Annotated in this window: 22 protein-coding genes; 15 read left to right on the top strand and 7 right to left on the bottom strand. The window is 70.5% G+C overall.

Annotation, left to right across the window (positions count from 1 at the left end; genetic code table 11):
- Window positions 1-54 precede the first annotated feature (54 nt).
- The 3 genes from AB0J16_RS48815 to AB0J16_RS48805 are packed head-to-tail and all read left to right on the top strand — an operon-like array spanning window position 55 to window position 3,771.
- Window positions 55-1,164: an ATP-grasp domain-containing protein gene (locus AB0J16_RS48815; protein WP_358553066.1), complete on the top strand. Its 1,110-nt coding sequence runs from the start codon at window positions 55-57 to the stop codon at window positions 1,162-1,164.
- Complete coding sequence (locus AB0J16_RS48810; RefSeq protein ID WP_358553064.1) at window positions 1,080-2,264, top strand: GNAT family N-acetyltransferase; 1,185 nt, start codon at window positions 1,080-1,082, stop codon at window positions 2,262-2,264. Before AB0J16_RS48815 ends, AB0J16_RS48810 begins: the two co-directional genes overlap by 85 nt.
- A gap of 19 nt (window positions 2,265-2,283) precedes the next feature.
- Window positions 2,284-3,771, top strand: a complete 1,488-nt coding sequence (locus tag AB0J16_RS48805; protein WP_358553062.1) for a class I adenylate-forming enzyme family protein — start codon at window positions 2,284-2,286, stop codon at window positions 3,769-3,771.
- A 52-nt stretch (window positions 3,772-3,823) separates the two neighbouring features.
- Here the strand turns inward: AB0J16_RS48805 and AB0J16_RS48800 are convergent, their stop codons facing one another.
- Genes AB0J16_RS48800 through AB0J16_RS48780 form a run of 5 tightly spaced genes read right to left on the bottom strand, consistent with a single transcriptional unit; the run spans window position 3,824 to window position 8,232 of the window.
- Complete coding sequence (locus AB0J16_RS48800; RefSeq protein WP_358553060.1) at window positions 3,824-4,540, bottom strand: ABC transporter permease subunit; 717 nt, start codon at window positions 4,538-4,540, stop codon at window positions 3,824-3,826.
- Window positions 4,541-4,574: 34 nt separating this feature from the next.
- Entirely contained in the window at window positions 4,575-5,489 is a 915-nt protein-coding gene (locus tag AB0J16_RS48795) for an ABC transporter ATP-binding protein (RefSeq protein WP_358553058.1), read from the bottom strand.
- Window positions 5,486-6,343, bottom strand: coding sequence for an ABC transporter permease (locus AB0J16_RS48790; protein WP_358553056.1), 858 nt, complete (start codon window positions 6,341-6,343; stop codon window positions 5,486-5,488). Before AB0J16_RS48790 ends, AB0J16_RS48795 begins: the two co-directional genes overlap by 4 nt.
- Entirely contained in the window at window positions 6,336-7,247 is a 912-nt protein-coding gene (locus AB0J16_RS48785; protein ID WP_358553054.1) for an ABC transporter ATP-binding protein, read from the bottom strand. The genes AB0J16_RS48790 and AB0J16_RS48785 overlap by 8 nt, the downstream gene beginning before the upstream one ends.
- Window positions 7,248-7,287: 40 nt before the next feature.
- Window positions 7,288-8,232 (bottom strand): DUF389 domain-containing protein, encoded by a 945-nt coding sequence (locus tag AB0J16_RS48780; protein ID WP_358553052.1) that lies wholly within the window; start codon window positions 8,230-8,232, stop codon window positions 7,288-7,290.
- 45 nt (window positions 8,233-8,277) lie between these two features.
- On the opposite strand from AB0J16_RS48780, the gene AB0J16_RS48775 reads away from it, so the two are divergent.
- Window positions 8,278-8,415, top strand: coding sequence for a hypothetical protein (locus AB0J16_RS48775; RefSeq protein WP_358553050.1), 138 nt, complete (start codon window positions 8,278-8,280; stop codon window positions 8,413-8,415).
- On the opposite strand, the gene coaA is transcribed toward AB0J16_RS48775, so the two are convergent.
- A complete protein-coding gene (coaA, locus tag AB0J16_RS48770) occupies window positions 8,387-9,304 on the bottom strand; it encodes a type I pantothenate kinase (protein ID WP_358553048.1) in 918 nt (305 codons plus the stop codon). The two genes, AB0J16_RS48775 and coaA, sit on opposite strands and share 29 nt — an antisense overlap.
- Before the next feature lie 199 nt (window positions 9,305-9,503).
- Between coaA and AB0J16_RS48765 the strand changes: the two genes are divergently transcribed.
- Window positions 9,504-10,922, top strand: a complete 1,419-nt coding sequence (locus AB0J16_RS48765; protein WP_358553046.1) for an alkaline phosphatase PhoX — start codon at window positions 9,504-9,506, stop codon at window positions 10,920-10,922.
- On the opposite strand, the gene AB0J16_RS48760 is transcribed toward AB0J16_RS48765, so the two are convergent.
- On the bottom strand, window positions 10,919-11,689 hold the full coding sequence (locus tag AB0J16_RS48760; protein ID WP_358553044.1) for an aminotransferase class V-fold PLP-dependent enzyme: 771 nt from the start codon (window positions 11,687-11,689) through the stop codon (window positions 10,919-10,921). The genes AB0J16_RS48765 and AB0J16_RS48760 overlap by 4 nt on opposite strands.
- On the opposite strand from AB0J16_RS48760, the gene AB0J16_RS48755 reads away from it, so the two are divergent.
- From AB0J16_RS48755 to AB0J16_RS48710, 10 genes are all read left to right on the top strand, one after another.
- On the top strand, window positions 11,661-11,861 hold the full coding sequence (locus tag AB0J16_RS48755) for a hypothetical protein (protein ID WP_358553042.1): 201 nt from the start codon (window positions 11,661-11,663) through the stop codon (window positions 11,859-11,861). The two genes, AB0J16_RS48760 and AB0J16_RS48755, sit on opposite strands and share 29 nt — an antisense overlap.
- Before the next feature lie 128 nt (window positions 11,862-11,989).
- Window positions 11,990-12,529, top strand: coding sequence for a hypothetical protein (locus AB0J16_RS48750; RefSeq protein WP_358553040.1), 540 nt, complete (start codon window positions 11,990-11,992; stop codon window positions 12,527-12,529).
- A gap of 25 nt (window positions 12,530-12,554) precedes the next feature.
- Window positions 12,555-12,905, top strand: a complete 351-nt coding sequence (locus AB0J16_RS48745; protein ID WP_225293879.1) for a holo-ACP synthase — start codon at window positions 12,555-12,557, stop codon at window positions 12,903-12,905.
- Window positions 12,906-12,914: 9 nt separating this feature from the next.
- Window positions 12,915-14,366, top strand: a complete 1,452-nt coding sequence (locus AB0J16_RS48740) for an NAD(P)H-hydrate dehydratase (protein WP_358553038.1) — start codon at window positions 12,915-12,917, stop codon at window positions 14,364-14,366.
- Between the two features lie 145 nt (window positions 14,367-14,511).
- The gene (alr, locus tag AB0J16_RS48735) at window positions 14,512-15,642 is read left to right on the top strand and encodes an alanine racemase (protein ID WP_358553098.1); all 1,131 of its coding nucleotides are present in this window, start codon (window positions 14,512-14,514) and stop codon (window positions 15,640-15,642) included.
- Window positions 15,639-16,688, top strand: a complete 1,050-nt coding sequence (locus tag AB0J16_RS48730) for an alpha/beta hydrolase (protein ID WP_358553036.1) — start codon at window positions 15,639-15,641, stop codon at window positions 16,686-16,688. The genes alr and AB0J16_RS48730 overlap by 4 nt, the downstream gene beginning before the upstream one ends.
- On the top strand, window positions 16,688-17,152 hold the full coding sequence (tsaE, locus tag AB0J16_RS48725) for a tRNA (adenosine(37)-N6)-threonylcarbamoyltransferase complex ATPase subunit type 1 TsaE (RefSeq protein WP_358553034.1): 465 nt from the start codon (window positions 16,688-16,690) through the stop codon (window positions 17,150-17,152). The genes AB0J16_RS48730 and tsaE overlap by 1 nt, the downstream gene beginning before the upstream one ends.
- Before the next feature lie 138 nt (window positions 17,153-17,290).
- On the top strand, window positions 17,291-17,998 hold the full coding sequence (locus tag AB0J16_RS48720) for a hypothetical protein (protein WP_358553032.1): 708 nt from the start codon (window positions 17,291-17,293) through the stop codon (window positions 17,996-17,998).
- A gap of 3 nt (window positions 17,999-18,001) precedes the next feature.
- Window positions 18,002-18,538 (top strand): class F sortase, encoded by a 537-nt coding sequence (locus AB0J16_RS48715; RefSeq protein WP_358431450.1) that lies wholly within the window; start codon window positions 18,002-18,004, stop codon window positions 18,536-18,538.
- The gene (locus AB0J16_RS48710; protein WP_358553030.1) at window positions 18,535-19,464 is read left to right on the top strand and encodes a phosphotransferase; all 930 of its coding nucleotides are present in this window, start codon (window positions 18,535-18,537) and stop codon (window positions 19,462-19,464) included. Before AB0J16_RS48715 ends, AB0J16_RS48710 begins: the two co-directional genes overlap by 4 nt.
- Window positions 19,465-19,490: the final 26 nt, after the last annotated feature.

The raw sequence follows: 19,490 nt of genomic DNA, 5'->3' as shown, positions 1-19,490 counted from the left end.
TTTTCCAGTGAGGGGCACGGCGGCGCCGTGCCCCTCACGCGTATCCTGCGGCTGGTGAGCGTGACTGTGCTGATCACCGGTGGGCGGGCGCCCGTGGCGCTGGACCTGGCCAGGAAGTTCGCCAGGTCGGGTGCGCGGGTCGTGGTGGCCGAGAGCTCGCGGGCGCAGCTCTGCGCGCGGTCCTCGGCCGTGGCGGTCAGCTATCGGGTGCCGCCGCCCAACCGGGCGCCCGAGGCGTTCGCCGACGCGCTGGCCGACATCGTCAAGCTGGAGGGCGTGCGGCTGGTCGTGCCCACGTGCGAGGAGATCTTCTGGGTGGCGCGGGGGCGGAAGCGGCTGCCCTGTGAGGTGCTGGCCGAGCCGCTCGGGACGCTGCGGGCGTTGCACAGCAAGTGGGAGTTCGTCCAGCTGGCGAAGGGGTTCGGGCTGCCGGCGCCCGAGACGGCGCTGGTGACGTCGCAGGCCGACCTGGCCGGGATCCGGCGCCCGTTCATCCTGAAGCCTGTTTTTTCGCGCTTTGGTACGAAAGTGCGGGTTGTTCGGGGAAATATCGCGTTAAGGGCGGGCGAGGGGCCCTGGGTGGCTCAGGAACTGCTCGACGGGAAGCAGGTCTGCACCTACTCCGTGGCGGTGAAGGGGCGATTGGTGGCTCATGCCGCCTACGCGGTGGAGTTCACGGCTTCCGGGGCTTGTGTCAGCTTCGAGCCGGTGGAGCATGCCGAGGTGGACGCCTGGGTGACGGAGTTCGTCGCGCGAGTCGGGTTCAGTGGGCAGATCGCCTTCGACTTCATGGCCGGCGATCGGGTGTTGCCGATGGAGTGCAATCCACGGGCCACCAGCGGGGTCCATCTGCTGGGCGACGAGCTGGCCGGGGTGCTGCTCGGTGACGTGCCCGACCGGCCGCTGCGGCCCGCGCCGGGCACGCGGGCGATGATCGGGCTGGCGATGCTGGGCTTCGGCCTGGCGGGAGTACGGTCCTGGCCGGAGCTGCGCCGGTGGGCGAGCGTGGTGTCGGCCGCTGACGACGTGATCGCGGTGGACGGGGACCGGGGGCCGTTCCTGGCGCAGTTCGGGGTGCTGTGGGAGAACTGGATCCGCTCGTTGTGGACGCGGCGGTCACTGATCGAGTGCTCGACGTACGACATCGAGTGGGACGGCCGGTGAAGGCCGAGCTGTTCACGAAGGACACCCTCGGCGAGCTGCCCTGGCCCGACACCGAGGACGGCGCCTACGCGCGTGACTACCTGGTGCCGCTGGTCGAGCACGGGACCGAGGCGTTCGTCGCCAATGTGACCACGACCTACGGGGTGCTGCTGGTGGACGGGCGCATTGTCCTGCCGGTGTCGGTCAACGACGGTGAACAGGGGAACGCGTGGGTGTGCTCGCCGTACACGCACTATGTGACCTATGCCGGTGAGGAGCTGCGCGTGCTCGGCAGCGGGGCGCTGCGCGCGGTGCTGGCGGCGGCGCTGGCCGCGCTGGGCGCGCTGTGCCGGTGGGCGGAGCTGGACCGGGTGGTGCTGGTCAACAACTGGCTGCTGTCCACGAACCTCTATCCGGCCATCGAGCCCGCCCATGAGCAGGCCGCCATCCGCTTCCTGCGGGAGCGGTTCCCCGGGCACGCCGTCGGGTTCTGCTCGGTGAACCGGCGGATCGACGGCTGCGTAATGGTGCCGGGGCGGCGGATCTACCTGGTGCGGCCGGGGGATCAGGAGGCCCGGCATCGCAAGCGGTGGCGGCGCGATCTGCGGTTGGTCGGGCGCAGGGGGTACGAGGTGGTGCGGCCGGGCGAGGGTGACGCGGCTCGGGTGGTCGAGCTTTATGACCTGCTTTATCTGGATAAGTACTCACGGAACAATCCGCAGTTCACCGAGCGGTTCGTGCGCGAGACCATGCGGGCGGGGACGATCACCTACTGGGCGCTGACCAGGGACGGGCGGATCGACGCGGTGCTCGGCTACTTCCACCGCGACGGGACGCTGACCACGCCGATCTTCGGCTACGACACCGCGCTGCCGCAGGGGATCGGGCTGTACCGGATGCTGAGCGCGCTGGTCTACCAGATCGCTGTGGACGAGAGGCTGTCGGTCAACGACAGTGCGGGTGCGGGGGAGTTCAAGCGGCTGCGTGGGGCGGTGCCGGAGATCGAGTATCGGGCCGTGTATGTCGGGCATCTGCCGTGGCGGCGGCGTACAGGGTGGGTGGTGCTGGCCTGGCTGCTCGACCGGGTCGCGGTGCCGATCATGCGGCGTTACGAGCTTTGAGGGCTTTTGAGGGAGTGGGATGCGGAGTGATCTGCTGGCTCAGGTGTTCGCCGCGTGCGAGCGTACGCCCCGGGCGACGGCGATCGTGGGGGCGCGCGGGCGGAAGCTGACGTTCGGCGGGCTGCGCGAGCGGGCGCTGCGCATCCGCGACCGGCTGGTGGCGGAAGGGCTCGGGCGTGGGGATGGCGTGCTGTACGCCGTCGAGCCCTCGCCGGACGCGATCGCCGTGGCGCTGGGCGTGGTCGCCGCGGGCGGGGTGCTGGTGCTGGCCGATCCCGGCCTCGCGCCGGAGATCCTGCGGGCCCGGCTCCGGCTGGCCCGGCCGCGCTGGGTGGTGGCGGGGTCGCTGCTGTACGCGGTCACGTCGTTCGCGCCGCTGCGCGCGCTGGCCAGGAGGCGGGGCGTGCTCCTGCCCGGCCTTCGCGATCCGCTGCCGGAGCTGGAACTGCGCCACGCCTACACCGGCCGGTGGCTGCCCGGCGTGCCGAGCGCGGCGGTACGGTTACGCGGCCTGGACGGTCCGATGCCGACGGCCGGCGCGAGCCGGGGTGAGGTGGACGATCCGGCGGCGGTGATCTTCACTTCCGGCACCACCGCGCATCCCAGAGCCGTCGTCCACACTCGCGCGTCCCTCGCCGCCGGGCTGGAGATCTTCAGAGACCGCTTCCCCGTCGAGCCCGGCGACGTCGTCCACACCGACGGCCTCATGCTCGGCCTGCCCGCGCTCATCGGCGGCGCCACCTGGTCGATGCCCGGCCCGGCCAAGCTCATCTTCGAACGCCGGGTGACCCACCTGTACTGCGTGCCGGTCGAGCTGGCCGGGCTCGTCGCCCGGGTGGAACGGCTGCCGCACAGCCTGCGCCACCTGCTGCTCGGCTCGGCTCCCGCGCCCCCGGCCGTACTGCGGAAGGCGATCGCCGCCGCGCCCGGCGCGGAGGTGCTGAGCGTGTACGCGATGACGGAGGCGCTGCCGATCGCGCTGGCGAGCGCGGCCGAGAAGCTGGCCTGCGCCGAGGGAGACCTGCTCGGCGCGCCGCTGCCGGGAGTCGGCGTGCGGTTCACCGAGGACCAGGAGCTGGTCGTCAGCGGCCCGCACGTGGCACGCGGCTACCTGGGCGAGCCGCCGCACGACGAGGTGGCCACCGGCGACCTGGTCCGCCTGGACGGACAGGGCCGTCTCGTCCTGCTCGGCCGGAAGAAGGACATGATCCTTCGCGATGGGTTCAACATCTACCCGAGCCTGTACGAACCGGCTATCGCCGCACTGCCCGGCGTAGCCGACGCGGCCATCGTCGGCCTGGCCGATCCGGTCACCGGGGACGAGGAGGTCGTACTGGCGCTGGTGCCCGGCGACGGCTTCCAGGAGGCGGCGGTACGCGCCCGGCTGCCCGCGCTGGTCGACGCGGGCGCGCTGCCCGACCGGATCGCGGTGCTGCCGGACTTCCCGCGATCCAGCCGGCGCAAGCTCGACCGGGCGGCGCTGCGCGCGGCCATCGGCCGCCCGTGAGCTGTTCGTCACCTGCGGGTGACGCCTGTGAGCGTCGCCCGCAGGCGAGGCGCTATTCGTCGCCCGTCAGCGTGAAGACCCGCAGGCGCTGTCCCGCCAAGAGCACCGCGCCCAGCGTCACGATGATCAGCGCTGGTACGGCGAATCCGAGCGTCACGTTGGCCGTCAGGAACGGCGTGTCGGAGATCTGGTCGGCGATCGTTTTGGCCCACTGCTGGATGGAGAACTTCTGCGCCCCCGGTACGAACGTGCCGACCAGCGTCTCCCACAGCAGCGCGTAGATGATCCCGATCGTGACCGCGTGCCGGGTCAGGATGCCGAGCAGCAGGAACACCGCGGCGTAGGCGATGCCCGCGACCAGCGCGCCGAGCGCGAAGCCGACCGCGAGACCGTCCTCGTTGCCCACCAGCAGCCAGGCCGCGAAGTACGTCGGGACCGCCGAGAACACCGCCAGCAGGGAGGCGGCCACCAGGAACTTCGTCTGGGCGATGACCGGCCGCGAGATCGGCTTGGACATCAGGTGGATGATCGTGCCGTCGTCGATCTCCGGGGCGATCACCCCGGTTCCCGCGATGAGGCCGAGCAGCGGGAGCATCGTGCCGATGGCGAACTTGTCCATCAGCAGCGCCGCCGAGCGCGGGTCGTAGCCGGCGAACACCCGCAGCATGACGGCCAACCCGATCAGCGCCAGGGGCAGCAGGAGCAGAAGGAAGATCCTCCGCCTGCCCAGCAGAGCCCGGTAGGTAATACCTGCGACGACTGTATTCATTGCCTCACTCCGTTCGGCGCCTCAGTCGCCTGGATCAGGTGCTCCGGTTGATCAGATAGGCGAAGACGCTCTCCAGGTCCTCGTCGGCGGGGGAGACCTCGTGCAGGCGGATCCCTTCGGTGCGGGCGACGCGCGGCAGCAGCCACGCGAAGCGCCGGAACTCGACCGCCTGGACCTCCAGCCCGCCCGCGCCGAGCGAGACGCCGCCCGCCGAGTTGTCGAGCATCAGGGCGGCGGCGAGCTTTCTGTCGTCGCTCGACCGGATTCTGAACAGGTGCGGCCGGTCGGTCATCAGCCGACGGATCTCGCGGAAGTTGCCCGAGGCGGCGTGCCGGCCCGCGACCAGTACCTCGATCTGCTGGGCGACCCGCTCGACCTCCTCCAGGATGTGCGAGCTGAACAGGATCGTCTTGCCCGCCGTGCCCATGGCGCGGATCAGGTCCATCAGGTGCAGCCGCTGGCGCGGGTCCATGCCGTTGAACGGCTCGTCGAGCAGCAGCACCGGCGGGTCGTGGACGAGCGCGGCGGCGACCTTCACCCGCTGCCGCATGCCCTTGGAGTAGGTCTCGACCCGGCGGTCCTTGGGCTCCTCCATCTCGACCGTGGCCAGCGCCTTGCGAGCGGCCTCGATCGGGTCGGGCAGACCGTGGAGCCTGGCGGCGGACAGGACGAACTGCCAGCCGGTGAGGAACCCGTAGACACCCTCCCGTTCAGGGACCAGGCCGATGTTCTTATAGATGTGGTGGTTTTTCCAGATCTGGGTGCCGTCCATCGTCACCGTGCCGCCCGAGGGGGCCAGGAACCCGGCCATCAGGTGCAGTAGCGTCGACTTGCCCGCGCCGTTGGGGCCGAGCAGCCCGGTGACGCCGGGGCCGATCGTCATCGTGACGTCGTTGACCGCCACCACGTTGCCGTACCAGCGAGAGACCTGTGCGAGCTCGATGTTCATTGGGCGGCCGCCTTCCGATAGCGCGCCGCGAGCGCCGCCAGGCCGATCCCGATGAGCACGAGCACGAGGATCGCCGGGACGGGCCCCGGCGGGTAGGTACCGTCCGGAACGTTGGCCGTCGTGCTGAACAGCCACACCTGTACGGCGTCGACCAGCCAGAACGGGTTGATCAGCCAGGCCCAGCCGGCCCCCGTATCGTTGCCCGACGAGTACAGCGTGGCGAAGATGACCGTGGCGGAGGCCGAGGTCAGCAGGTAGAGGGCGATGACGGAGGCGACGCCGAGCCCGCGCCTGGGCGTCAGCGCGGCGATGGCCAGGCCGAACGACGACAGCAGGAGCGCGAGCACCAGCGCCATGGCCAGGGCCCCGAAGTACTCCTTGGTCTGCGGCGGCCCGTCCATGTCGATGAGCAGCTCGCCCACGTAGATCAGTGTGAGCGGCACGGCGAGCAGCAGGAACAGCGCCGCGGTCATGGCGATGACCTTGGCGGCCACGTACTCGGCGATCGTGACCGGACGTGACAGGTACAGCGGCAGCACCCGGAAACGCAGGTCGGGCGCGACGACCGTCGGCGCCTGTGAGGCCAGGAAGATCGCCACGACCGTCTGCATGTAGACCGCGAAGCCGCTGTAGGCCATGCCGCGCTGCTTCAACAGGGCCATCATCGCGATCGACACGACCGCGGGCAGCAGCATGATGACTACCAGGGCGAACGGAATGATCTTGCTGCGTGCCGTACGCCCGAGGCCGAACACGCCACGCAGGCTGTGGACGGTGAGTGCGCGCGTCGAGTAGCCGCGGCCGAGTCGCGGACCGTCGTAATGGCGGTATCCGATGTCATAGATCTCAGACACCCGCGTCGACCTCCTCTCTGAAGACGTCCTCGATGCGGTGGCGGCCCTGTTCCAGCCGGATCAGGCAGAGGTCGAGATCGACGGCCGCGTCGCGGATCGCGTCGAACGTCTCCGGGCCCGCCACCTTGACCAGCAGCAGGCGGCCGTGCTGGACGGCGTTGTGGCCGAGCTCGGACAGCCGCTCGGCGAGCGGCTGCGTGCCCTCCTCGACCTCGACCGTGACGGTCTGCGTGGCCTGGGTGAACTCGGCGATCGCGGAGGAGCGCAGCAGCCGGCCCGCGTCGATGACGATCACGTGGTCGCAGATCCGCTCCAGCTCGCCGAGCAGGTGCGAGGTGACGAGCACGCTGATGCCGAAGTCGGTGCCGATGCGCCTGATCAGCGCCAGCATCTCGTCCCGGCCGCGCGGGTCGAGCCCGTTGGTCGGCTCGTCGAGGAATACCAGCTTGGGGTCGTGCACGAGCGCCTGGGCCAGCTTGACCCGCTGCTTCATGCCGGTGGAGTAGCCGCCGATGGCGCGGTAGCGCTCCTCGGCCAGGCCGACATGGCGCAGCACGTCGGCGGCGCGCTCGCGGGCCGCCGTACGCGGCAACCCGGACATCTGGGCGAGGTGGACGACCAGCTCGGTGGCGGACACGTCAGGGGGGAGGCAGTCGTGCTCGGGCATGTAGCCCACGAACCTGCGGATCTCGGCGCCCTGCGTGGTCACGTCGAGATCGAGCACCCGCGCGCCGCCCTGGGTCGGGGGCAGCAGGCCCAGCAGGATCTTGATCAGCGTCGACTTGCCCGCGCCGTTCGCCCCGACCAGGCCGGTGACACCGGACCCGACGGTGACCGTCAGCTGGTCGAGTGCCGTGACGGTCGGGAAGCGTTTGGTCAGCCCCTCGGTAGCGAGGATGTGCATGGTCCGGACCCTACCGGCCGGACATGAGGTGTGGCCTCGTTCACACGGATGAACGATGTCCTACTTGAGGCCAGAATTTCCGCTGGATGGCCAGGGTGACGGTGCCCGAGATGATCATGCCGGCGATGTTCAGCGCGAGTTGCGCGACCGACCCGCCGACCTCGCCCCAATCGCTGAGCGCCAGCGCCACGGCCACGTAGCCAGCGGCGGGGACCGTGGTGACCGAGATGAAGACGCCGATGAGGGCCGACGACTTGCCCGCCGTGATCGACAGCACCCCGGCGGCGCCCGCCAGCAGCGCCACGATGAACGACCAGCGGTCGGGCTTGACGATGAACTGGACCTCCTGGTTCACGCGCAGGTTGCTCAGGTCGATCCAGCCCATCCAGCGCGAGACCAGCGCGCAGGCGAACGTGATCGCGATCGCCACCGCGAACCCGACGACCAGGGTCTTGAGCGAGGTGATGATCAGCCGGCCCCGGCCACGGAGCAGGCCGAAGCAGATGGCCGCGATGGCGCCGAACTCGGGGCCGAGCACCATCGCGCCGACGATCAGGATGGGTGAGTTCTGCAGGACGCCGATGCCCGCGAGCTGCGTGGCGATCGCGAGGAACGCCAGGTACGCCCACGTGATGCGCGACTCGGCCTGCACCCTCTGGGCGAGCTCCGCCCAGATGACCGCGTCGTCGGGGTCGCCGGGGGCCTCCTCGACGGCGTCCGCGGCGACCTTGGACAGGGCCAGATGCACCTGCTCGACGGCGATCGACCCCTCGTCCTGCACCCACTTGAGCCGGTCGATCACCTCGTTGGCCGCTTCGCGCGCGACGTCGCAGAGGATCAGATCGCCCTTCGGCTCGCGGGCCGCGCCGGGCAGCACGGCGACGTTGGTGACGCCCGTGCACTCGTCGAGCACGGCCGTCACCTCCCCCGTACGGGTGGACGGGGTGATCAATCGCAGATGTAGCACTGGGTCATTCTTGTCCATTGGATGTTGATGGGGCGTTGACTACCGTACGCGAGGGTCTCTCACATGAGGCAGACGTTCAGGTGTCACGAGGACGGCGAGGACTGCTGGTTCGCCGACATAGACGATCAGGGGTGCTCGGGCAGGTTCGCGACCTACCTGTTCGAGGAGGTGTTCAGGTACGGCGAAGCCGTACCCGCCTGACGGAGTGGTCGGCGCCCTTCTGCATGACCAGGCCGGCGCGGCCACGGGTGGGGGCGATGTTCTCGATCAGGTTGCGCTCGTTGATGTCGCGCCAGACGTTGACCGCGAACTCCGTCGCCTCCTCGTAGGAGAGGTCGGCGATGTACTTGAAGTATGACTTGGGGTCCTCGAAGGCGGTGCGGCGGAGCTTGTGGAAGCGGTCGACGTACCAGGCCCGGATGTCCTCCACCTTGGCGTCGACGTAGATCGAGAAGTCGAAGTAGTCGTTGACCGCCAGGGATGTGGGCGGAGCGGGCTGCAGCACGTTCAACCCCTCAATGATCAAGATATCCGGATTTTTCACTACCTGTTTGGCGCCGGGGACGATGTCGTATTCGAGGTGGCTGTAGACCGGGGCCTGCACCTCAGGCAGCCCGGCCTTGACCTCGGCGACGAACCTGACCAGCGCCCTGCGGTCGTAGCTCTCGGGGAAGCCCTTGCGATGCATGATCCCCTCGGACTCCAGCACCGCGTTGGGATAGAGGAAGCTGTCCGTGGTGAGCAGCTCCACGTGCGGATGCTCGGGCCAGCGGGCCAGCAGTGTGTGCAGCAGCCGCGCCGTCGTCGACTTCCCGACCGCGACACTGCCCGCGATGCCCAGGATGTACGGCACGTGCTGCCCGGGATGCCCGAGAAAAGCGCTCAGCACGCTACTGCGTTGTTTGGACCCGGTGTAGTGGAGGTTCAGCAGCCGGGTCAGGGGGAGGTAGATGTCGGTGACCTCGGCGAGGTCGATGGGGTCGTCGACGCCACGCAGCTCTTCCAGCTCTGCCTCGGTGAGAGTCAAGGGCGTGTTCTTGCGGAGTTCGCTCCACTGCTCCCTGCTCAGTTCAACGTAGCCGTTGTTCACCTTGGCAGCGTATCGACGGCCGACAAACGCGCTCCCGACCGGGTGGCACTCTCTATCCACAGCCTGTGGATAAATACATGGGATTACTTATGACCAGTTTGGGGTAAGGCGGTGGCCTGCGCCCGGGGATCTCATCAAACCGGGCATGCGGCGATTTGTCAGCGGCTACTGTTCGGAGACCTGACCTTCGGGAGGGCTTGTGGACCGTCGTCGCTTTCTGACCAGAGCAGGGCTGGCCGCCGCGGCCGGCATCACCGGGCCGTTCGCCGGGGTGGCCTGCGCGGGCGCCAGGGGCGGGGTCACGCGGGCGACCGGCTACGGGCCGCTGAAGGCGGTGCGCGACGCGCGTGACGGCAAGGTCAGGCTGCACCTGCCCGACGGGTTCAAATACCGCTCCTTCAGCCCGGCGGGCAGCAAATACTCCGACGGCTCCATCGTGCCGGGCAGGCACGACGGGATGGCCGCGTTCCGCGGGCCGCGCGACACCGCGATCCTGGTGCGCAACCACGAGGTCAGCGGAGCGGTCGGCGCCTTCGGCGACAAGGCCAAGGCCTACGACCCCGCGGCCGGCGGCGGCACCTCGACCCTCCACGTCACCCGCTACGGCGAGGTGCTCAAGAGCGCCCCGTCGCTCAACGGCACCATGATGAACTGCTCGGGCGGCCCGATGCCCTGGAACGCCTGGGTGAGCTGCGAGGAGACCGTCAACGGCCCCGACGTGGCCAACGACTTCTCCGGCGGCGACAACGGCAAGCTGACCCGCAAGCACGGCTACATCTTCGAGGTGCCGGTGTCGGGCACCTCCAACGCCAAGCCGATCAAGGCCGCAGGCCGGTTCGCGCACGAGTCGGCCGCGTTCGACCCGCAGGCGGGGGCGCTCTACCTGACCGAAGACTGCTTCTCCTTCGCCTCCGGCTTCTACCGCTACACGCCGCCGAAGCATCCGCTCAAGGCCGGGCGGCTGCTGGACGGCGGCCGGCTGCAGATGCTCGCGATCAAGGGCTCGCCGCGCAAGGACCTGTCCAAGGGACAGCGGCCCGGCGCGACGTACAACACCGTATGGGTGACCATCGACGACCCCGACCCCACCTTCACCGGCAAGCCGTCGAACGACGAGGCCGTCCAGGCCGTCGGCAAACAGGGGCGAGCCGAGGGCGCGGCGATCTTCGCCAGGCTCGAAGGGGCCATCTACCACCAGGGCACCGTGTACTTCTGCTCCACCCAGGGCGGCGCCACCGCCGAGGGTGACACGCCGCCGTCCGGGTTCGGCCAGGGACGCGGGCAGGTGTGGGCGTACGAGACGTGGACCGGGCGGCTCCGGCTGGTGTACGAGTCGCCGCGCTCGTCGGTGCTGGACCTGCCCGACAACGTGACGGCCAGCACCCGCGGCACGCTGGTGCTCTGCGAGGACGGCGACGGCGACAACTTCCTGCGCGGCCTCACCAAGCAGGGCCAGATCTTCGACTTCTGCCGCCTGGAGCCGGTGGCGGGCGACCCTGGCGCGGAGTTCGCGGGCTCCACCTTCGGCCCCGGCGGTCACACCCTGTACGTCAACGTCCAGTCCAAAGAGGGCACCTCGTTCGCCATCTGGGGGCCCTGGCAGCGGGGCTCGTTCTAGCCGGCCAGCTCCGCGACCGCGGCGGCCACCTGGTCCACCTCCTCGTCGGTGTTGTAGTAATGCGGTGACAGGCGCAGGCACCAGTCGACGTCCTTGTCACCGAAGTCGAACTGGGCGAACTCCCGGAAGCTGAGCGCCGAGTTGATCCCCTTCGCGTCCATGGCCGCCTTGAACGGCTCCGGCCGCCACCCCTCGATGGTGAAGGTGACGATGGCGCCCAGTTCGGGGCCCTTTTCGAGGACGCGTACCCCTGGAACGGCGTCGAGCAGGACGCGCAGCCGGGCGGCCAGCACGGGCGAGCGGCGCGCGATGGCCTCGACGCCGACCTCGCGGGCGTAGCGGGCGGCGGCCGCGCAGCCCAGCACGGTCGCGTAGGGGAACTCCCACTCCTCGAACCGCGCGGCGGACTCGGCGGGCTGGTAGTGGCCCGGCCCGGTCCAGCGGGCGCCGCGCATGTCGATGAACAGCGGCTCGTACCCCGCCTTCAGCACCCGGTCCGACACGTAGAGGAAGCCGGAGCCACGCGGGCCGCGCAGGAACTTCCGGCAGGTGGCGGTGAGCAGGTCGCAGCCGATCGCGGCCACGTCGATGGGGTACTGGCCGACCGACTGGCACGCGTCGACCATGTACAGCAGGTCCAGCTCGCGGCAGTGGCGGCCGATCTCGGCGACCGGCTGGACCAGCCCGGAGTTGGTGGGGATGTGGGTGGCGCTCACCAGCCGGGGCCGGTGCTCCCGCATGAGCGCGGCCATCGCCGCCACGTCCACGCCGCCCTCCGGCGCGTCCGGCGCGTGCACGACGCGCACGCCGAAGCGCTGGCGCAGGGACAGCCGCTACTTCGCCACCGAGGTGCCGGCCGCGTGGCTGCGCCTCGGGTTCGCCGAGACGGCGGACGCCGCCGAGCTGGTCGAGGGCGTACGGCGGCTGGCCCGCGTCTGAGATCGCCCCTACGTAGGCTGAGGCCGACCCCGCGTACGGCGGAGATCCGTTGGCTGAGACCCCCTGATTGAAGCCGCCCAGGAGGTTGTTGATACTCGAAGAGGACACTCGCGACAGGAGGGCTCCTCGTGCTGTACATCTTCGGCTTCGACCGGATCGGCGTAGCCGTGAGCGATCTCTACTTCGTCGACCCCAAACCGATGAAGGGCCAGGAGGGCGCCGAGCACGGCGTCCGCCTCGAAGTGCGGATGCTCGAACCAGGGCAGCTGAAGGGTTCCATCTATTCGGCGCGGCCCATCAACCTCGACCGGCCCATCTGGCGCGTCGACCTGCTGGAATCGGTCGACGGCAGCCCCGGCAGCTTTGACCGCACCCACCACCATCCGGCCTTCACCGGATGGGACCCGGGCCCGCGTGTCTTCGACAGGGAGCTGTCGAGTGATCCCCTGCAGTGGCTGGCGGGCAAGCTGGCGGACCTGGACGCCGTGCTGGAAAGGGCGGGGGTGGAGCGTGACGAGTCGATCGCCGCGGACGTGGCCGAGCTGCGCGTGTGCGTCCCCGAGATCGTCGAGAGCGTCAGCCGCCTGCTCACCAGGGTGGCGAAGGGCGAGCTCGGCAGAGCGCCCGGTGACGGGCCGACCGACAGCGTGCGGGCCAGCTGGCTGTAGGAGCGCGCCCGGTTAACCTGAGGGGATGATCCTGGGCATCGGCGTGGACGTGGTCGACATCGCGCGGTTCGAGTCGGCGCTGGAACGCACGCCGGGGCTGCGCGAGCGGCTGTTCACCGAGGTCGAACGGCCGCTCGCCGTACACTCGCTGGCCGCCAGGTTCGCCGCCAAGGAGGCCGTCGCCAAGGCGCTCGGCGCGCCCAAGGGGCTCGGGCACCTGGAGGCCGAGGTGCGCTGCGACGAGAGCGGCAAACCCGAGCTGCGCGTCACCGGCAAGGCCGCCGAGGTCGCTTACGGCCTGGGCGTCAAGCGCTGGCACATCTCGCTCAGCCATGACGCCGGTGTGGCGATGGCCTACGTGATCGCGGAGGGATAGCTTCAGATCATGCGTACCGCCTACACCGCCGACCAGATCAGGACCGCCGAGCGCGCGCTGATGGCGCGGCTGCCCGACGGCACGCTCATGGACCGCGCCGCCACCGGCCTCGCCGCCGTCTGCGCCGGCCTCCTCGGCAGGGTGTACGGCACGCGCGTGCTGCTGCTCATCGGCAGCGGCGACAACGGCGGCGACGCCCTGTACGCCGGGGCCCGCCTGGCCGGGCGTGGCGCCCGGGTCGAGGCCGTCCTGGCGGGCTCCAAGACCCATGAGGCGGGACTGGAGGCATTCCTCCGGGCGGGCGGCACGATCGCCGGGCCCGACGCCGTCGACCGGGCCGAGCTGATCGTCGACGGGCTGGTGGGGATCGGGGCGACCGGGGCGTTGCGGGAGCCGTACGCGGGGCTGGCCGAGGCGGCCAACGCCGCGCCCGGCCTGGTCGTCGCGGTGGACGTGCCCAGCGGCGTCGACGCGAGCACCGGTCAGGTGGACGGGGCGGCCATCGCGGCGCAGGTGACCGTGACCATGGGCGCGCCCAAGACCGGGCTGCTCGTCGATCCGGGCGCGGGCAACGTGGGCGAGATCGAGCTGATCGACATCGGGCTCGGCCCCTACCTGCCCGACCCCGACGTCGTGGCGTTCACCCACCGCGACGTCGACGGCCGGTTGAAGCAGCCGATGGGCGAGTCCGACAAATACCGCAGGGGCGTCCTGGGCGTCGCGGCGGGCAGCGACCGCTACACGGGCGCCGCCGTACTCGCCGTGGGCGGCGCGCTGCGCGCGGGCGCGGGGATGGTGCGTTACGTGGGGCCGAGTGAGCCGGTGGCCCAGGTACGCACCCACTGGCCCGAAGCGGTCATCACCGAGCTGAACGAGCCGTCGATCGACGACGTCGGCCGGGTGCAGGCATGGGTGCTGGGGCCCGGTCTCGGCACCGGCGACTGGGCGCGCGAGCTGGCCGCCAGAGTGCTCGCCAGTGATGTGCCCGTCCTGGTCGACGCCGACGCCCTGACCCTGGTCGCCCGTGACCGGGCGCTGCTCCGGCGTACCGCCCCGGTGCTGATCACGCCGCACGCGGGCGAGCTGTCGCGGCTGCTTGAGGTGGACCGCGAGGCGATCGAGGCGGGCCGGCTCCGGTACGCCCGCCAGGCGGCGGCGGAGCTGGGCGTGACCGTCCTGCTCAAGGGCTCGACCACGGTCGTGGCCGAGCGGGGCCGGCCGGTACGGGTCAATCCGACCGGCACGGCCTGGCTGGCCACGGGCGGCACGGGGGATGTGCTGTCCGGGGTGGCCGGCGCGCTGCTCGCCCAGGGGCTCGACTGCTTCGACGCGGGCTCGTGCGGGGCGTACCTGCACGGGCTGGCCGGCCGGATCGCGGCCGAGGACGCACCCCTGACGGCCGCGGACGTGGCCTCGGCGGTTCCGGCGGCCATCCGGGCGCTGCGCGGCTCTTCGAAGTGAGCACGTCGCGCGGGTCTTCGCGGTGAGCACGTCGTGCGGCTTTCCCGTCGAGGGGGCGAATCCCGTTCGGTCGGCTGACCTCGACAGGGGCGATTCGCGCTCGACCACGTGAGCGAGCTGCCAGACTGGAGGGATGACATCCCCGATGGCGACGCCCGCGGAGGCGCAGGTCGATCTGGCCGCGATCAGGCACAACGTGGCGCTGCTCAAGGAGCGCGCGGGCGGCGCCGAAGTGCTGGGAGCCGTCAAGGCCGACGCCTACGGGCACGGGCTCGTACCGACCTCCGAGGCCGTGCTGGGGGGTGGCGCGAGCAGGCTCGGCACCGCCTTCATCCGTGAGGCGCTCGCGCTGCGCGCCGGTGGCATCACCGCGCCGCTGCTGGCGTGGATCATCACACCAGGAGAGCCGCTCGACGAGGCGCTAGAAGCCGAGATCGAGCTGTCGGCGGCCGACGTGCCGGTGCTCGACGAGATCGCCGCCGCGGCGCGGCGCACCGGACGCACCGCCAAGACGCACCTGGAGGCCGACACCGGCATGAGCAGGGGCGGCGCCCCGCTCGCCGCCTGGCCGGAGCTGCTGGCCAGGGCGCTCGCCCTCCAGGCCGAGGGCGTCATCGAGATCGTCGGCCTGTGGTCCCACTTCGCCTGCGCGGACGTGCCGGGGCATGGCTCGATCGACCGGCAGATCGAGGCGTACGAGGCGGCGCTCAAGCAGGCCGAGCAGGCCGGCGCCGCCGGGTCCCACGTCATCAGGCACCTGGCCAACTCCGCCGCGATCCTGACGCTGCCGCGCACCCACTACGACATGGTCCGGCCCGGCATCGCCATGTACGGGCTCAGCCCGGTCCCCGAGCTGGGCGACTTCGGGCTGCGACCGGCGATGACGCTCGTGGCGCGGATCGCTCTGGCCAAGCGGGTGCCGGAGGGCTCGGGAGTGTCCTATGGGCACCTTTATGTCACGAGTTCCGAGACCACGCTTGGCCTGGTGCCGCTCGGGTACGCAGACGGGATCCTCCGGCACGCGACGGGGCGGGCAGAGGTTCTGGCGGGAGGTCGCCGAAGGGCGATAGCCGGTCGGGTGTGCATGGACCAGTTCATGATCGACATGGGTGACGAGCCGCTCGCCGCGGGGGACGAGGTCGTCCTGTTCGGGCCTGGTGGGAGGGGTGAGCCGACCGCTCAGGAGTGGGCGGATAACCTCGGCACGATAACGCATGAGATCGTGACCAGGATCGGTTCGCGGGTGCCGCGGGTGTATAGGGGATCAGGGACATGACGACGACAACACGGCGGAAGGTCGGGATCGCCGGCGCCATCGTCGGTGCCGCTTCGGCCGGTGTCGCGGCGGCGGCGCTGGCCAAGCGCTACGCGGTGGGCCGCATGAGGCTGCGCCCCGACGCCGAGGCGAGCGAGCCGTTCGGCGAGCTGCGCGGCAGGGACCTCACGCTGGTCACCTCCGACAACACGGAGCTGCACGTCGAGATCGACGGGCCCGAGGACGCGCCGCTGACCATCGTGTTCTGCCACGGCTACTGTCTCAGCCTGGAGTCATGGCACTACCAGCGCCGCGACCTGCGCGACAACCACCGCATGGTGCTGTGGGACCAGCGCTCACACGGCCGCTCGCAGCGCGCCACCGCCGAGGACTGCACGATCGACCGGCTGGGCGACGACCTGGCCGAGGTGATCGAACAGCTGGTGCCCGGCCCATGCGTGCTGGTCGGCCACTCCATGGGCGGCATGACGATCATGGCGCTGGCCGACCGCCACCCCGAGCTGTTCGGTGACAAGATCCGCGCGGTGTCCCTCATCGCCACCTCGGCGGGCAAGCTGGCCGAGCTCACCCTGGGCCTGCCGGCGCTGCTGTCCAAGGCCGTGCACAAGGTCGCCCCGTCGACGATCTCGCTGCTGGGCCGGCGGGGCTCGTTCGTCGACAAGACGCGCAGCGCGGGCAGCGACATCGCGTTCCTGATGACCCGCTACATGGGCTTCGGCGACTCCAAGAACGTCAGCCCCACCCTGGTCGACTTCGCCGAGACGATGATCAGGGCGACGCCGACCGAGGTGTTCGCCAACTTCTACCCCGCGCTGATGAACCACGACAAACTGGCCGCCCTCGACGTGCTCGACCCGGTCCCGACCGCGATCCTGGTCGGCGACAAGGACTGGCTCACCCCGCCCGAGCACAGCAAGGCGATCGCCGCCGCGCTGCCCAGCGCCCAGCTCACCGAGGTGCCCGACACCTCGCACCTGATCCAGCTGGAGCGCCCGGGCGTGGTCAACGACGCGCTGCGCGACCTGATCAAGCGAGTGGAGCTGTAGTGGCCGAAAGGCTTGCGACCGCCGAGGACATGCTCGCCTACGGCGCCCGGCTGGCCGCCGGGCTGCGGGCGGGCGACCTGCTGATCCTGTCCGGCCCGCTCGGCGCGGGCAAGACCACGCTCGTGCAGGGCATCGCCGAAGGGCTCAAGGTACGCGGCCCGATCACCTCGCCCACGTTCGTGATCGCCAGAGTGCACCCGTCGCTGCGCCAGGGACCGCCGCTCGTGCACGCCGACGCCTACCGGCTGGGCGGTGACCTGGAGGTCGACGACCTCGACCTCGACGCCTCGCTGGAGGAGTCGGTGACGGTCGTGGAGTGGGGCGAGGGACTGGTCGAGGGGCTTTCCGACGACCGCCTGGAGATCCACATCGACCGCGAGAGCGGGGACGACGCCCGCCTGGTGACGCTGCGCGGCGTCGGCGCGCGGTGGGCCGACACGCCGTCCGAACCTGCGGAAAAGTAAAATCCGCCCTGTCTTCCGGCAAAGCTGCCACCCTTGACGTACCTCACCATCGATAGAAAACATGATCATTGGTAAGGGATTCGCCCAGAAATTCTGGGTATCAGGAGGGGCGGCGTCCACTTTTTTGGTGGATGCTTGGTGCAGGACGGCGCGGAGTGGGGTGCGGCGGTGCTCAGGGTCAGGCGAGTCGCGTACGCGGGAGCCATCGTCATGATCGGTGCGGTCGGCTGCTCGGCCTCCGCGCAGACCTCATCGACACCCACACCCACACCCACACCCTCGGCCTCGGCCACCGGGTCGGTCAGCGCCACACCGACCGCCACCGTGAGCAGGAAACCCATCCTGGTCGAGCTCAGCCCCGCCAAGGTCACCGCGGGTGAGACCTCGAAGGTGTGGATCTTAGCCAATTGCCCCGTCCCCAGCGGCGGCCCCGCGCACACCGGCACCGCCACGTCCAAGGCGTTCATCAACGGCGTGTCGCTGACCACCGCGCCGACGTCCTCGACGGCCACGCCCGCCCCGACCGGCACCGCGGCCGGCAACCCGTGGGTACGCGGCGAGGCGCAGGTGTCGGGCACGGTCAAGCGCGGCAACTACCCGGTCGAGGTCAAGTGCGACGGCACCAACGACACCGGCAAGGCCACCCTGCGCGTCGTCAGCGCGACCGCTGACACCTCCGACGACAGCTCCACCAAGGCGCCCACGAAGGCGCCCAGAGCGGGCGGCGGCGGCACCTTCGGCAAGGACGTGGACGAGGGTTCGGGCATGCCGGTCGGTGGCGTACTGGTCGGCGCGGCCGTGCTGGCGGCGGCCGGGCTGCTGATCAAGCGCCGCGTCCGGGGCTAGCCGATGGCCCGCCCTGGACGGGTGGTCATCGCGGGCGCCGTGACCGGCCTGGTGCTGGTCGCGTTCGGCAAGACCTATCAGGAAACCACCAAGACGGCTGGCTCCGTCGTGCCCGAGAGCATCGACATCCCGTCGATCGAGGTCGAGGCGCCGCTGATGAAGCTCGGCCTGAGCAAGGACGGCGAGGTCGAGCTGCCGCCGTACGAGAAGCCCAAGATGGCCGGCTGGTACACCGGCAGCGCGGTGCCCGGCGACAAGGGCGCCTCGGTGATCATCGGCCACGTCGACACCAAGACGGCCCCGGCGGTGTTCTTCAAGCTCAGGCAGGTACGCAAGGGCGAGATCGTCAAGGTCGAGCGGAGTGACGGCAAGGTCGTCAAGTACAAGGTCGACTCGGTAGAGCAGGTGTCGAAGGACCACTTCCCGGCCAAGCGGGTGTACATCGAGGACGGCCTCAAGCTGGTGACCTGCGGCGGCAAGTTCGACTACGCCAAGGGCGAATACGTCGACAACATCATCGTCTACGCTTCCAGAGCGTGAGCGAGCAGACCCATCCGCCCGCGTCGGGCGCGCGCGTTCCCTGGCCGGAGGTGCATCCGGCGGCTCGGGCGGCCGTCGAGGAGTTCCTCGGCGCCCCGGTGACCGAGGCCGTGACGCAGCCGGGCGGGTTCTCGCCCGCGGCGGCCGTACGACTGCGCGCCGCGAACGGCCGGCGCGTCTTCGTCAAGGCCGTCGGCCCGGAACCGAACCCCGACAGCGTCCGCATCTACCAGGCCGAGCGCAAAATCGCCGCCGCCCTCCCCGCGTCCGTGCCCGCGCCGCGGCTACTGACCTCCTTCGAGATCGAGGGCTGGGTGGTGCTCGTCTTCGAGGACGTCGAGGGCCGCCACCCCGAGCTGCCCTGGCGCCGCGCCGAGCTCGACCGGGTGAGGGAGGCCGTGCGGCGCATGTCGGCCGCGCTCACGCCCGCCCCGATCGAGGCGCCGCCGGTCGCGGAGGTGTTCGGCGAGGCGTTCCGGGGCTGGCACAGGCTGCTCGGGGAGGACACCACCGGTCTCGATCCGTGGGCGCTGCGTCACCTCGGCGCGCTGGCCGAGCTGGAGTCCGGCTGGGCCGCGGCCGCCGCCGGCGACACGCTGCTCCACGCCGATCTGCGGGCTGACAACGTGCTGCTCACCGAGGAGCGCGTCTACGTGGTCGACTGGCCGTGGGCCTGCGTCGGCGCGGCCTGGTTCGACCCCGTGGCCATGCTGCCCTCGGTCGCCATGCAGGGCGGCCCCGCGTCGCAGGAGCTCTTCCCCGACCCCGATCCCGCCGCCACGGCGGTGATCGCGGCGTTCACCGGCTACCTGGTACGGCAGGGCCGGCAGCCGCCGCCACCCGGCCTGCCCACGGTCAGGGCGTTCCAGCGGGCGCAGGGGGCCGTGGCTCTTGACTGGCTGAAACAGCGCACCGGCTGGGCGTGACCCGGCGGGCGGGTAGGCTAAACAGT

The sequence above is a fragment of the Nonomuraea sp. NPDC049750 genome (assembly GCF_040659625.1).
GTDB lineage: Bacteria > Actinomycetota > Actinomycetes > Streptosporangiales > Streptosporangiaceae > Nonomuraea.
This window is presented reverse-complemented; position numbering and strand designations above follow the sequence as displayed.

Coding starts and splice junctions, on each gene's coding strand:
- AB0J16_RS48805 (WP_358553062.1), top strand. CDS start 2,284: ATGCGGAGTGATCTGCTGGCTCAGGTGTTCGCCGCGTGCGAGCGTACG.
- AB0J16_RS48800 (WP_358553060.1), bottom strand. CDS start 4,540: ATGAATACAGTCGTCGCAGGTATTACCTACCGGGCTCTGCTGGGCAGG.
- AB0J16_RS48795 (WP_358553058.1), bottom strand. CDS start 5,489: ATGAACATCGAGCTCGCACAGGTCTCTCGCTGGTACGGCAACGTGGTG.
- AB0J16_RS48785 (WP_358553054.1), bottom strand. CDS start 7,247: ATGCACATCCTCGCTACCGAGGGGCTGACCAAACGCTTCCCGACCGTC.
- AB0J16_RS48780 (WP_358553052.1), bottom strand. CDS start 8,232: ATGGACAAGAATGACCCAGTGCTACATCTGCGATTGATCACCCCGTCC.
- AB0J16_RS48775 (WP_358553050.1), top strand. CDS start 8,278: ATGAGGCAGACGTTCAGGTGTCACGAGGACGGCGAGGACTGCTGGTTC.
- AB0J16_RS48755 (WP_358553042.1), top strand. CDS start 11,661: ATGAGCGCGGCCATCGCCGCCACGTCCACGCCGCCCTCCGGCGCGTCC.
- AB0J16_RS48745 (WP_225293879.1), top strand. CDS start 12,555: ATGATCCTGGGCATCGGCGTGGACGTGGTCGACATCGCGCGGTTCGAG.
- AB0J16_RS48740 (WP_358553038.1), top strand. CDS start 12,915: ATGCGTACCGCCTACACCGCCGACCAGATCAGGACCGCCGAGCGCGCG.
- alr (WP_358553098.1), top strand. CDS start 14,512: ATGGCGACGCCCGCGGAGGCGCAGGTCGATCTGGCCGCGATCAGGCAC.
- AB0J16_RS48730 (WP_358553036.1), top strand. CDS start 15,639: ATGACGACGACAACACGGCGGAAGGTCGGGATCGCCGGCGCCATCGTC.
- AB0J16_RS48715 (WP_358431450.1), top strand. CDS start 18,002: ATGGCCCGCCCTGGACGGGTGGTCATCGCGGGCGCCGTGACCGGCCTG.